Genomic DNA, 13,273 nt, shown 5'->3' on the forward strand with positions numbered 1-13,273 from the left:
CTAAAACGCAAGCGGGCCAAAGCTATAGACAGTTGTTATGGAAGTTTTATCAAAAGATATTCCTCCTAGTCTACCAAAAGTTGATTAAACAGACCTTGGGCGAGATGACTGCGGGCGATCACCTGTCGCTGACGATCAAACACCAGGGTGCCGACCGTGAGAGCCGCGCCCGTGTGGGCATGGACGTAGGCGGCGGCCCGTTGGTCGATGCGCTCGACCATTTGCTGGTAGACCCGTTGGGCCATATCACCTCCCTGGGTTTGCAAGAGGCCCAGCCCAGCCTCCACGGTCTCTGCCTGGAGGATAGATTGGATCACGGGCAAGGGCACCGCCACGGCCACACAGCAGGCGGCAAGACTTTCTTGACGACCATCGGCCACATGGTGATGGGTGTGAAAGATGCCGCCGGCCAGTTTGACGAGCTTGCCGTGGTAGCCCAGCAGCAGCACCCCCTCAACCCCCAGCTGACCCGCTTCGACCAGCATTGGCCCGAGCCAGTTGGCGGTCTTTACCCGGCGATCGGGGTTGATGCCCAGTTTCACCGCCAGGTCTAGCCCGTTTTCGCCCAGGCAAAATACCAGGTGGCGGTACTGGGCCGCCTTGGCTTGCAGGGTTGCCCTCGATTGGTCAAGCTGACCGGGGGCGCTGAGGGGGGCTGAAATGCCAGCGGTGCCCAACAGCGATAGGCCTTCGAGCACACCAAAGGCGGCGTTGGAGGTGCGATCGCCCAAAGCCCGCCCCTCAGGCAAAATAATTGTGACCTTTAGGGTTTTGCCCTCGGGCACCAGGGGGGGTAGGTGGTGAACCATTAACTCCCTGGCGTAGCGATAGATTGCCGGGGCATTCCCCTGGTTGACCTGGCGACCAATGCCCTCGCCCCCGTCAATCTGAAGGCGATCGCGCTGATCGCCACTGCCCCAGGCCACTACCGACCAGATCGGGGTGTGGCGGGTGAGGTCGAGATTATCGCCGGGGTCGCTGTGGGTGATAGCTAGCACCGAGCCATCGGGCAGGGGAGCCAGCTGAGCGATCGCAATGTCGGCAGACTCGGCTGGGTTGATCAAATCTAGGGTGACAGTTGGGGCGCGATCGCTAGTATCTAGTAGGTAGCGCAGCGCGGCGATCGCCCCAGCACAGGCAAAGACAGGCAGAGTATAGCCAGAACGCGGTAGAGAATCAGGGACATCGGGCATAGGGTTATAAGGTAAGGCTACAAGTCATCCCAGATTGGCAGCGCTTGAACCCGCTCTAGGGTGAGATCGAGATAGGTTGTAGGCTCACCGTCTTCGCCCTCGACCGGGTCTTGGCCAAAGTAGCCGCGATCGCCGTCGTGCTCGTGGGGGCCGCTAGCGATCGGCAAATACTGCCCCGATCGCCGCGCCCGGTTGAAGGGTGACCCCCAGGTCCATCGCCAGCGCGACGGAAAGATAGCTGAACCAACGTTATCCACCCAGTCGCCATCGCCATGGAGGTGGTAGACCTGCTCGGCGGCCTCAAAGCCCTCCTGTCCATCAAATACTCCCCCTATGGAGATCACCGTAATCTCTACCGGTAGCCACTGTCTGAGGTAGGGGGCGGCCCCCAACGCCACCTGGGCACCCCCACTGGTACCGGCCATTAATAGCTGAACCGGCGGATCGGCGTCTAGATTGATGGCTGCTGCTGCCGCCATGCGCTCTGCGATCGTGGCCGCTACGCCCCGGTTGTAGGCCTGGCCGTAGCGGTTGTCGGCTGACAGCGCTATACGCCAGAGGTTTCTTGCCTGCAAGACCATGCGGGCGGGGTTGTCGCTGGTGCCAACCTCTTCACTGATCTCCCACAGCCAGCGAAAGAAGGGTTGCCCGCCGACATCATCGCTGGCAGCAGAGTAGGGAAACACATCTGCCACCACCACACAGTTAGGAATAGCAGCCTCCATGGCCTCTAAAAAGGCCGCTTCACCATCGGCCAGCGCCTCGTCGGAAACATCGCCGACGCCGGTTAAAAACACTAGGTAGCAGGGTGGGCCACCCTCGGTGGCGATGGCATCGTCTGGTAAATCGGGGCGCTGATCAGCCAAGCCGTTGCCATCCTGCCACCACCAAGACAGGGTGCTAATCGGGGCGATCGTACCCCAGGCCAGAAAAAATAGCCCCAGGGCGGTGAGCAGCTTGCTGGTATCGCCTACCGCTCGCCCCGCCAGGTTTGACAATAGCGATTTCATGGTTGACCGCCTCAGGAGTAGACTGAGCTTGGTAATTAAGACGACATTACATGGGTAAGCGGCATTTTATCAGGTGGCTAAGGCAAGTTTTATTAGATGCTCTCACCCTCAACCGAGACTTCTACGAGCATAGCCACCACTATCCAGCCGCCAAGCGTCTTGCCCAAGGCATTGTGGCCGTAGCGGCCATCTCCCACGGGCTGGGTAGCGGGCTGATTTTGCTCCTCTACCAGCCCTCGCTCTTTCAATTGGGTTTGGGGGTTTTAATCAATAGCTTGAGCGTCATCGGCGGCTACTACCTGTGGACCTACGCTATCTGGAAGGTCGATACCTACATCAACCCGCCAGTGCCACCCTACCGAGAATTACTGATTCCCGTTGGCTTTGCCTATACTCCCCAAATTCTCAACCTGCTGACGGTGATCCCGCTGTTTGGTCGGCCCATTACCCTGGCCCTGGCCGGGTGGACGCTCTTGGGGGCGATCGCCGCCGTCCGCGCCGGGCTCAATATTGACCTGGCTAAGGCTACGCTCCTCGCTGGGGTTGGCTTTACGTTGGTTCAAGTTGCGATCGGCCTGGTTCAATCGGGGGTGCAAAGCTGGGTGTCACCTTAGGCGATCGTAGTTTTGCCCGCAAAAACCCGGCAGCCCAAAAAAGACAGCTAAAACCAGGTTTTTGCCTGCGATCGCCCATGGATTTCTGCCTAAAAACCGCTGCGACAGAAACCCACTAGCTCCTTCGTTTAGCCTTCGCCCGTAATCGACAGGGCATCGACCCACACGCGGGGGCAGATACCGCCGGGGGTAATTTCGGCCTGGGGTTCTACATGGATGATCGCCTTGAGCAGATCGCAGAAATCGCCAGCGACCGTAGCCGACTCAATGCTGGTGCGATGTCCCCCATTCACCAGCCAGCCGTCGAAGGGCAGAGAGAAAGAGCCCTGGAGCGCGTTCACCCCGGCGTGGAGTGCCTGGACGTCATCGATCAAAATCACGTTCTCGGCCTGGTCGAGGGTAAACTCGCGGCTGGCCTCGTCTCCCGGCAGCACGTGGTAGTAGCTGGGGCCGACCGACACCTTGGCCCCAATGCTGGCGTGACCCGTGGGAGAGGCCCCCATGCGCTTCGCTGTTCCGGCACTGTGCAGAAACTGGGTAAGCACCCCTTTTTCAATAATCGGCACGCGGCGGGTGGGGGTGCCTTCGCCGTCAAAGGTTTCGGCGCTGACGTTTTCGGGGTGCAGGGCATCGTCGTACACCGACAGAAGGGGTGAGGCCACCACGGTGCCCAGCGAATCAACCGTCGAAAGACTGCGGTTGTCGAGCACGCTCTGGGCGTTGTACATGTTAGAGAATGCCCCCAGCAGGCTCAAAAAGGCCTCGCCAGAAAACACCACCCGGTACTTGCCCGAAGCCACTTTGTCGTAGTCGAGGTGGCTGATGGTTTTTTCGGTAGCTTCTTTCAGACAGCCCTCAATATCGAGCAGCGGCAGACCCCGGTTCACCCGCATCGCTCCAGCCGAGCGAGGCTTGCGGCCCTCTTGCTCGGTCTTGCTGTAGAGATAAACCGAGGCGTAGGAGCGCGCCTCCTGGCGTAGGGCACCGGCGCTATTGAGGTAAAAGCGATCGATCGCCCGCTGGGCCAGCCCGTTGTAGGGCACACTGGCGATCGCCGGATGGGCCTCCAGCAGCTGTTTCTCGACACCCACCAGGGTGGCGATCAGATCGCCCACGGGCGCAGGCGGCACCGTCTCCACCTGCACATCGGCGGTGGGGGCCACCGACTCAGGGCTAAAGTCGGGAATGTTGTCGCTCACCCCAAATTCACTGGCCTCCTGGGCAGTTTGCAGTGCCAAATCCATCCCCAGCGGATCGACATCACTGGTGGAGGTCACCCCTACCTTACCGTCGGCGTTCCACACCCGCACGATCACACTGGAGCGGTTTGAGGCCTTGACCTGCTTGGGGTCGCCCTTATCGACTTGCACGCTGGTTTCGTCAACCGAAGACCCGTAGACGTCGTATTTAGAAATGCCGAGTTTCTTGGCGCTAGATTCCGCGTAGGCGGCGATGTCTTGAATGGAAGGCATAGGGGAAAAGGGTGAAGGGGTGGATGGGTAGGGGGTGGATGGGTATGGGTAGGGGTGGATGGGTGAAGAGGTAGATGGAGTGAAGGGTGAATGAGTGAAAGCGGCAACTGTTTAATTAGGAGTGGTAGTAGCTTTGGCGGCTTGCCCAACCCATCTACCCATCCACTCCCTCACTCATCCCCTCCTCTACCTGCCGCCGACGGTAATCGAGTCGACCTTGAGGTGCGGCTGTCCGACGGTGACGTAGATGCTGCCGCTGATCGAGCCGCAAAAGCCTGCCGCCAGATCGAGGTCATTGGAGCACATGGAAATTTTGTCCATGATTTCGGTGGCTTCGCCGATCAGGGTGGCCCCCTTGAGGGGCTTAGTGATCTGGCCGTTCTCAATTAAGTAGGCTTCAGAAACCGAGAAGTTGAACTGGCCCGTGGGGCCAACGCTGCCGCCGCCCATCTGCTTGCAGTAGATGCCTTTTTCGACCGAAGCAAACAGCTCTTCAACCGAGTAGTCGCCAGGGGCGATGTAGGTGTTGCGCATGCGCGAAGCGGCGGCGTAGGTAAAGCCCTGGCGACGGCCACTGCCGGTGCGAGGATGACCGGTACGCATGGAGCCAGCGCGATCGGAGATAAAGTTCTTGAGAATGCCGTTTTCGATCAGCAGGGTGCGCTGAGCAGGCATACCCTCGTCATCCATGTCGATGGTGCCGAAGGCGTCGGGCGACAGGCCTTCATCCCAGGCGGTGAGGTTTTCGTGGGCGATTTTTTGGCCCTTTTTGTCGATGAAGGGGGTGGTGCCGCGCTCAATTTGGGTGGTTTCGAGCAGGTGGCCGCAGGCTTCGTGAAAAATCACGCCGCCAAACTTGTTGGCCATAATGATTGGGTAGCTGCCCGACTCAACGTAGTCGGCGTAGAGCATTTTGCCCGCCGATTCGGCCACACTGGCAGCGGCAGAAGCATAGTCCCACTGGCGCAAAAAGGCGGGGTCGCTGGTGTCGCCCGCCCGCTGGCCAATAGAGGAGCGGTGCTCGCCATCGGCACACAGCAGGTTGTAGCCAACCGACTGGGTAAGGCGAATATCGCGGGCGAAGGTGCCATCGCTGGCGGCCACTAGCACCTCTTGCCAGTCGCGAAAGTAGACGGCGCGACGCGACTGCACGTGGCTGGCTTCCTTATCCAGAGCGCTGTTGGCGGCGAGCAACACCTCGCCCATTTCTTTCATGGAACTGCACTGGGCGAGCCAATCGTCTTTGCCCTTGGTGGTGGCATAGTCGCGCAGCAGTTCTAAATTGATGTCAGCCAGGTTGGCGTTGGGGCCGGGTAGCGTGAGCCCCATGATGGCGAGGGCTTTGTCGAGGGCAGCCCTCAGACCATTGAAGGTGAGATCGTTGGTGCTGACATAGCAGTCGGCTTTGTCGCGAAACACCCGCACTCCGGCCCCAGTCACTAGGCGCGGAGACAGGCTGGTGATCTCGTCGTCTTCAGCCTGGCAGCTAATGTAGTTGTTGCGCTCTAAAAAGAATTCGACAAAGTCGGCTCCAGCGGTGCGCCCTAGGCCAAGCAGAGTGGAAAGGGTATTTTCCCAGGCGCTGTCGAAGCGATCGCGCGGGGTCGAAAAGTCTTGGGGTCGCAAGTCGTTGGTTTTGAGCAGCAAAGTTGGCAAGGGTGCAACCGTCATGCGAGAGAATCCTTGGTGGGTGATGGGCGATACCATGGGCACTCCTTAGTTTAACAAACCTGCCCAAGGGGCGTTGGGGTAGCAAAAGAGCGGCGTAGGATTAGGAGCGGGGCGCATTCAGTGCGCCTGGGTTAACTCCTACAACCTGTCTGCTCCGCCTCTCTAAAGGCTGTGCTACTATGGAGCAAAATCTTAAGCAAATCTAAAAATTTGTTTATTTTCGTCAAGCTCTGCTAAGGCTTCTGTCTGTCTTCTCGACTCAAGGCCCATCGTAGACCTAGGTTAGTGATGACCAATCCACAAACGTGCTCCTCTGACCACGGGCGGAATGCTTATTCAACAGGTTCTCAGCTATTAGACCTGTGTTCGCTGGCCCCACCCAGGAGTATCTGCTTATGGTAGTGCGACATTCATCACTCCCAACTCTCAACCTAGCTTGCCCCCAACTGCCTCTAGTGCTTGTCGTTGACGATGATGATGACAGCCTCACCTTGATGGCCTACATTTTAGAGCAGTTGTCATGCCAGGCTTATTTTGTGGCTGACGGTCTAGCGGCACTGGTTGCAGCCAAGCAGTACCGTCCCCAACTGATTTTGTCAGACATCCATTTGCCTGAGATTGATGGTTACAGCTTGCTTCAACAGCTGCGGGCCGATGGCGACACCCAAAACATACCCGTCATCGCTGTGACAGCTCTAGCTAGCCACACCGATCGCCAAAAAATTCTCACCGCTGGCTTTGACGACTATCTCAGTAAGCCTTTTTTAATTCAATCTTTAGAGCAGCTGATCAACAGCTTTATTCAGCTGTCAACGTCTTGCAATGCCTAGGTACCGATTGAAGTTTAAGAAGCTTTAGCCGCCGGACGCAGCTCCGGTGGGCTAGAGAGAATAATCACAACGCTGGTGCGCCCGGTTGCCAAGGTGGCGTCGGTCAGAATGTCTACGACCTCACGATTGAGCGCCTGCTCTACTAACTCAATTATTTGAGGGCGCAGAGCTGTAGAAAGATCGCCTCTGACCTGCTCGGCCAGTTCTGATTCACCTTTTTTAATCAAAAGCTGTTCGGGTTTGGTGACCGAGTCTTCGATCACCAGCAGCAGCTTTTCGTCAATGATCTGACAGGTAATTTTGCCTGGCGCGTGATCGAGTTGATCGCGGTAGAGGCGCTGAAACTGTTGAGACAAATGACGCTGAAGTTGACCTTGAGTAGGCAGCACTGGAGTTGAGGAGGGGGAGGTGATAGGGATGATTTGGGGAAATTGGACAACTAGCCATAGCCTTTAGGGTCAAGGCTATAAGCAATTATAAGAATAGCTAACCATGACTTGCTAAAGCCATAGCCACACCCAGCTATAAAAGTTGGGGATGAGGTTGCCGTGGGCTAGGTTACCAAACCCGATCGCAGGGCGCGCACAGCCGCTTTGGTGCGATCGTCAACACCGAGCTTATTGAGAATGCTGCGAACGTGGGTTTTAACCGTACCGACGGTAATGTAGGAGCGCTCAGCAATTTCGGCGTTGCTGCATCCACCGACGATCAGCTCTAAAATTTCTAGCTCTCGCTCGGTCAGCGGATAGGATTCTAAGATTTGCTCAAACTCAGGCTCGATCGCCTCGATTGAAACGGTGCGGTTGTTAGCCGCCATCGCTCCGGCGGGGGTCTTGCGCACCTGACGCAGCACTACGCTAGCCACAGCAGGGTCAATCCAAGAGTTGCCCTCAAAGGTTTCGCGCACGGCCACAATCAGCTCGTCGAGCTCGGTCTGCTTCATGCAGTAAGAGTCGGCCCCGGCGGCAAAGGCAGCCATCACGGCGGCTTCGCTGTCGTGCATTGTGAGCATGAGGACTCGGGTCGGATCGCTATCGCTACCGCTCTGGATCTGACGCAGCCGTTCTACCAGCTCAATCCCATCAATGTCAGGCAGGCCAATGTCGATAATGGCGACATCGGGATGCTCGGTTTCGAGCAGGCTGAGCCCTCGGGACCCGTTGGCGGCTTCGCCCACTACTGTCATGCCCTCAACTCGCTGCAGAGCGGCCTTCAGGCCTAGGCGGGTAAGGTCGTGGTCTTCAATGAGTACAATACGAATATCTGTCATAGGTAGTCCTCTGAAAGAGGCATTGAAAAAGTTCTGGGCAAGCCATTTGCCTAGGTGCACCGATTATGGAGCAAGTCTAGGGGGCTAGCACGTATCTTCAGGCAGAGCCAGACTGAATCGAGGCTCTGTCTCAGGATAGACCCTGACCTTTCAAAAAAGATAGTGCAGCCGAAAGACTTAGCTGTAGAAGATTTGGCTCCGTTATTAATCTCCATTGCTGGCTCTCTCTCAATAGCTTTCGTCCTGGCCGCTCAATCCTTGATCTCCCAGTTTTAAGAAGATTATGGCTGACTCTATACAGGCGTTGTGGTTGGGGCCGTATATTCCCCACGGACATTGCTATTTGTGGCAGCCGGGCCTGGTCTGGCTGCACCTGCTCTCAGATGCGATCATTGCTCTGTCGTACTGGCTGATTGCCGGAGCTTTAGTGTATTTTGTCCAGCGGCGGCCTGATGTGCCGTTTAAGCCGCTGTTTTGGCTGTTTGCAGCCTTTATTGCCGCCTGTGGTGCTACCCACCTGTTTTCGGTGTGGACGCTGTGGTTTCCGACCTATTGGGTGTCGGGGACGATGAAGGCGATCACGGCGCTGGTGTCGCTGGCCACGGCGCTAGAATTGGTGCCCCGCCTACCCCTGGCCCTAGCTCTGCCCAACGCCACCCAGCTGATGGATATGAATAAGGCGCTCCAGGAGGAAATTGGCGATCGCAAACAGGCCGAAGCCAACCTGCGGACCGCCGAAGCCGAAGTGCGCCAGCTCAATGCCACCCTAGAAGAGCGGGTACAGCGCCGTACCGCCCAGCTCGAAGCAGCCAAACAGCAGATTGAAACCCTGCTGGGGCAAGAGCGCCAGGCTCGGGGCACCCTGCAAGCCGCCAAAGACAAGCTGCAAGATATTGCTGAGCGCCTCAACCTCGCCCTCAGCGCCGCCCAGATGGGAACCTGGGACTGGCAGCTCGATACGGGCAGCCAAATCTGGTCGGTCCAGACCGAGCACATCTTGGGCTTTGAGCCGGGGACGGCCAGCCATACTGCCGAGGTCTGGGCCGAGCGGGTGCATCCCAACGATCTGCCCGCTATGGAGGCGCTGATTGACCGGGCGATCGCAACCCAGGGCGAGTTTGCAGGGCAATATCGGGTGCGCTGGCCCAACGAGAGCTGGCACTGGGTCAGCGCCTATGGTCGAGTTGTCGCGGTTAACGACCAACGCAGCCAGCGCATGGTTGGCGTCATGCAAGATATCACTCCTGCCAAGCAGGCCGAGCTGGCGCTGCGGGCCAGCGAAACTCGCTTTCGAGCTGTGTTTGAGCAGGCAGCGGTAGGCATGGCTCGTCTCAACCTCCAAGGCCAGTGGATACAGGTGAACCAAAAACTCTGCGACCTGCTGGGCTACCAACCCCAAGAGTTAATCGGCCAATCCTTTCAGGCGATTACCTTTGCCGCTGACCACGCCCAAGATGAGCACTATCTTCAACAGCTCGTCACCGGGGCTGAGGCGTCTTGTCAGTTTGAGAAGCGCTATCTCCGCCGTGATGGAACGCCGATTTGGGTTTTGGTAACGGTCTCGGTCGAAAGTGACGAGGCCGATGGGCCGATGGCGTTGATTGCGATCATTGAAGATATTGAAGCTCGTCAAACCGCCCAGGCAGAACTGCGGCAGCGGGCCGACGAAATGGCTCAGACCAACCTCGTACTAGCCCACACCACGGCCCTGCTAGAGCGCCGCAACGCTGAACTCGATCAGTTTGCCTATGTGGCCTCCCACGATTTAAAAGCTCCGCTGCGGGCGATCTCAAACCTGGCCGAATGGATTGGCGAAGATTTAGCAGGGCAAATTCCGGCAGAAAACTGTCACCAGCTAGAACTACTGCGCAGCCGAGTACAACGGATGGAAGCACTGATCAACGGCCTGCTGGAATATTCGCGGGTGGGCCGTCGCCAGCGCAGCATTGTTGCCGTTGACATCAATGTACTGCTGGCCAATGTGATCGATTCTTTAGCTCCACCAAAATCGTTTCAGGTGGAGATTCCGACTGATTTACCGACGATATATAGCCATAAAACTGTTTTGGGCCAAGTGTTTGCCAATTTGATCAACAACGCCATCAAGCACCACCACTGCGCTGACGAAGACTGCCCGGAGGACATTTGCGGCACCGTGCGGGTCGCCTGCCAAACCAAAGACGAATGGCTCGAATTTACGGTTGCCGACGACGGCCCTGGCATTGCTCCTCAGTACCACGACAAAATTTTCACCATTTTTCAAACCCTCAAAGCTCGCGATGACTTTGAAAGTACGGGCGTGGGCCTGGCCGTGGTGAAAAAAATTGTTGAAGCCGAGGGGGGGCGCGTCTGGCTAACCTCTGCCCTGGGGGAAGGAACCACCTTTTATTTCACCTGGCCCTTTCTCAAAACCCCACCCCAGCCCGACCCAGCTTAGGCGCTATGTAATTAGATGTTGCCAGACTAGCCATTGATGCTCTCACTAAGGTGTCGATGGCGACGTTAGGTAGCCAAACGGCAAAAATCGGCTGTACCTAGAAGCCGGTAGACCTTGACAACAGCCAAACCCGCTAAGATAGCAGTCTATTTGCCCGCAGTCGCAACTCCCCCTTTAGCCCCTAGCCCCTCCTTACTGTATTTACTGTGACCCAGCCGCCGCCCAGCCCAGACCCCCAGCTTGAGCCTCTAACCCGCATGCAGGTGCTGGCGGCCATGGGCTTGACCGCCGTGGTGCTGTTGTTAATTGCTAAAACCTGGCTGTATTTCGACCCGGCGGAGCTGATGCCCCTTGAACTGTCGCTGGAGGATGGGCTGCTGGGCATGGGGTTAGGGTTGGCCATTACCGCAGCCAGTAGCGTCACATACCGCCTGTGGCCTGCCTATCGCCACAGCGCCGATACCTATCTGTTGCTGGTGCTAGAGCCGTTGCAATGGCCCGACTTAATTTGGCTCGGGCTGCTGCCGGGGCTCAGCGAAGAATTGTTGTTTCGCGGCGTGATGCTGCCCGCCATTGGCATGAATGGACTAGGCATTGTCGTATCGGCAGCGAGCTTTGGGGTGCTGCACCTGAGCAGCTTGCAGCAGTGGACCTATGTGGTGTGGGCCACTACCATTGGCCTGGTCTTAGCGACCAGCACAGTGCTGACCGGCAACCTGCTGGTGCCGATTGTGGCCCATACGGTGACCAATCTGGTGTCTAGTGCGATGTGGAAATTTCGCCAGCAGCAACCGGCGGCGTAATTTTAGGTTTGGGTCTGCGGTTCTACCTAGCCCCTGCCACTGTAGCCAGGCCGATTAAGACATTTTTCTTGAAAACGTTCAAACGTTTGAACGTTCTTAAGGTTTCTGGATGTCCTAACCTAGGTGACTATGGCCATAACACTTCAAACCGTAACTCTGCATACAGTTGTCAGAGCTTCTTGGCAATATCAATAGAATGCGGGGTTTGGTATCACCCTTATCTAAAAATTCTGTTTATTCTGTCTGAAGGGCATCAGTGCCCTCCCCCCTTAACCCTTTGGGATGAGAACAGGTAGCCCATGGATTGCAGCACTATTCAGTTTCGCTATGCTGACCAGTTTTCTGAAGCTGACTTAGATCAGCTGGTGAGTTTGTTTCAGGCGGCGGCGTTTTGGGCGAAAGATCGCACCCGTGCCGATATGGCGATCGCAGTGGCCCATAGCTACCCCGTGGTTACCGCCTGGGATGGCACCAGCCTGATTGGCTTTGCCCGTGCCACCTCTGATGGGGTGTTTCGCGCCACCATTTGGGATGTGGTGATCTCGCCCGACTACCAGGGGGGCGGGCTGGGCCGCAGACTGGTTGAAACCCTAGTGGCCCATCCCCACATGAGCCGGGTAGAGCGGGTCTACCTGATGACCACCCACCAGCAGGGATTTTACGCCCGCATCGGTTTTGAAGAAAACCCCTCGACCACAATGGTGCTCTACAACAGTGCTGAGATTGAGATGCTGCCACCCCTGGGTCAGGCTACAGAAATCTTAACTCCCGCTAAAGTTTCGGGCTAGAATCTGCCCCTCGGCTTTGCCGGGGGGTGAGGTAAGTTACCATTTTGAAGGCATGGCTCCGCTGCGGAGCCGACGTTATAGGCCCTATTTCAATGCACCAAACTCAGGATCTTCACGTTGTTGAGACTCGCCCCCTAGTCAGCCCCGCCCTGCTGCACCACGAGTTGCCCATGTCGCCCGAGGCGGCAACGCTGGTGGCCGAAGCGCGCGATCGCATTCGCCACATTCTCTACAACGAAGACCGTCGCCTGCTGGTGATTGTCGGCCCCTGCTCGGTGCACGACATTGATGCCGCCTACGAGTATGGCCAAAAGCTGGTCAACCTGCGTCACGAGCTATCGGGCCAGCTCGAAATTATCATGCGGGTCTACTTTGAGAAACCCCGCACCAATGTGGGCTGGAAGGGGTTAATCAACGACCCCCACCTCGACGGTAGCTACGACATCAACACCGGCCTGCGCCTGGCCCGCAAGCTGCTGCTCGACCTGGCCCAACTGGGGCTACCCGCCGCCACCGAGCTGCTCGACCCAGTTACCCCCCAATACATTGCCGATCTAATTGCCTGGACGGCGATCGGGGCGCGCACCACCGAGAGCCAAACCCACCGCGAAATGGCCTCGGGACTCTCGATGCCCATTGGCTTTAAAAACAGCACCGACGGCAGCCTGCAAGCCGCCATGAATGCCATGGTGGCCGCCAGCCAGCCCCACCACTTTTTGGGCATTAACCACAGCGGGTTGGCCAGCATTGTCACTACGACGGGTAACCCCGACGGCCACCTGGTGCTGCGCGGCGGCAAGGGCGGCCCCAACTTTAGCGACGACCACGTAGCCAAAGCTGCCGAGGAGATGGCCAAGCTTAAGCTCAACCACCGAATGATGGTCGATTGCAGCCACGCCAACGCCAACAAAGACCACAACCGCCAGCTAGCTGTGCTCGAAGACATTGCCGCTCAGGTGCGCGGCGGCTCACGCAACATTCTCGGTGTGATGATTGAGAGCCACATTAAGGCGGGCAACCAGTCGATTCCCGATGACCTGCGGCAGCTTACCTACGGCCAGAGCATTACCGATGCCTGCGTCGATTTTGATACTACCGCTGCTATGCTGCGGAAGCTCGCTAGTGCGGTAGAGCCCTCATTGCAGACGGCACCGCTAGGTTAAGCTTCAGGGTCTTGCGATACTG

12 protein-coding genes are annotated in these 13,273 nt (G+C 57.5%); 6 read left to right on the forward strand and 6 right to left on the reverse strand.

Annotation, left to right across the window (positions count from 1 at the left end):
- Nucleotides 1-65: 65 nt before the first annotated feature.
- Together cbiD and RRF56_RS22435 are read right to left on the reverse strand one after the other, a co-directional pair.
- Nucleotides 66-1,193, reverse strand: a complete 1,128-nt coding sequence (gene cbiD / locus RRF56_RS22430; RefSeq protein ID WP_317035370.1) for a cobalt-precorrin-5B (C(1))-methyltransferase CbiD — start codon at nt 1,191-1,193, stop codon at nt 66-68.
- A gap of 17 nt (nt 1,194-1,210) precedes the next feature.
- Nucleotides 1,211-2,203 carry a hypothetical protein gene (locus RRF56_RS22435; protein ID WP_317035371.1) on the reverse strand — a complete coding sequence of 331 codons (993 nt, stop codon included), beginning with the start codon at nt 2,201-2,203 and terminating at the stop codon, nt 1,211-1,213.
- A gap of 50 nt (nt 2,204-2,253) precedes the next feature.
- Here RRF56_RS22435 and RRF56_RS22440 point away from each other — a divergent pair, with 50 nt between their 5' ends.
- Nucleotides 2,254-2,817: a hypothetical protein gene (locus RRF56_RS22440; protein WP_317035372.1), complete on the forward strand. Its 564-nt coding sequence runs from the start codon at nt 2,254-2,256 to the stop codon at nt 2,815-2,817.
- 128 nt (nt 2,818-2,945) lie between these two features.
- On the opposite strand, the gene RRF56_RS22445 is transcribed toward RRF56_RS22440, so the two are convergent.
- Together RRF56_RS22445 and RRF56_RS22450 are read right to left on the reverse strand one after the other, a co-directional pair.
- The gene (locus tag RRF56_RS22445; RefSeq protein WP_317035373.1) at nt 2,946-4,289 is read right to left on the reverse strand and encodes a TldD/PmbA family protein; all 1,344 of its coding nucleotides are present in this window, start codon (nt 4,287-4,289) and stop codon (nt 2,946-2,948) included.
- A gap of 186 nt (nt 4,290-4,475) precedes the next feature.
- A complete protein-coding gene (locus RRF56_RS22450; protein ID WP_410510674.1) occupies nt 4,476-5,960 on the reverse strand; it encodes a TldD/PmbA family protein in 1,485 nt (494 codons plus the stop codon).
- Between the two features lie 395 nt (nt 5,961-6,355).
- Here RRF56_RS22450 and RRF56_RS22455 point away from each other — a divergent pair, with 395 nt between their 5' ends.
- A complete protein-coding gene (locus tag RRF56_RS22455) occupies nt 6,356-6,790 on the forward strand; it encodes a response regulator (protein WP_317035375.1) in 435 nt (144 codons plus the stop codon).
- A 14-nt stretch (nt 6,791-6,804) separates the two neighbouring features.
- Here the strand turns inward: RRF56_RS22455 and RRF56_RS22460 are convergent, their stop codons facing one another.
- On the reverse strand, nt 6,805-7,179 hold the full coding sequence (locus RRF56_RS22460) for a DUF2294 domain-containing protein (RefSeq protein WP_317035376.1): 375 nt from the start codon (nt 7,177-7,179) through the stop codon (nt 6,805-6,807).
- A gap of 164 nt (nt 7,180-7,343) precedes the next feature.
- Entirely contained in the window at nt 7,344-8,060 is a 717-nt protein-coding gene (locus RRF56_RS22465; protein ID WP_317035377.1) for a response regulator transcription factor, read from the reverse strand.
- A gap of 283 nt (nt 8,061-8,343) precedes the next feature.
- On the opposite strand from RRF56_RS22465, the gene RRF56_RS22470 reads away from it, so the two are divergent.
- From RRF56_RS22470 to RRF56_RS22485, 4 genes are all read left to right on the forward strand, one after another.
- Nucleotides 8,344-10,497 (forward strand): PAS domain S-box protein, encoded by a 2,154-nt coding sequence (locus RRF56_RS22470; protein ID WP_317035378.1) that lies wholly within the window; start codon nt 8,344-8,346, stop codon nt 10,495-10,497.
- A 206-nt stretch (nt 10,498-10,703) separates the two neighbouring features.
- Nucleotides 10,704-11,300 carry a CPBP family intramembrane glutamic endopeptidase gene (locus tag RRF56_RS22475; protein ID WP_317035379.1) on the forward strand — a complete coding sequence of 199 codons (597 nt, stop codon included), beginning with the start codon at nt 10,704-10,706 and terminating at the stop codon, nt 11,298-11,300.
- A 299-nt stretch (nt 11,301-11,599) separates the two neighbouring features.
- Entirely contained in the window at nt 11,600-12,088 is a 489-nt protein-coding gene (locus RRF56_RS22480; protein WP_317035380.1) for a GNAT family N-acetyltransferase, read from the forward strand.
- 92 nt (nt 12,089-12,180) lie between these two features.
- On the forward strand, nt 12,181-13,251 hold the full coding sequence (locus RRF56_RS22485; protein WP_317035381.1) for a 3-deoxy-7-phosphoheptulonate synthase: 1,071 nt from the start codon (nt 12,181-12,183) through the stop codon (nt 13,249-13,251).
- The last annotated feature ends 22 nt before the right edge of the window (nt 13,252-13,273 follow it).

Source organism: Nodosilinea sp. E11, from assembly GCF_032813545.1.
Classification (GTDB): domain Bacteria; phylum Cyanobacteriota; class Cyanobacteriia; order Phormidesmidales; family Phormidesmidaceae; genus Nodosilinea.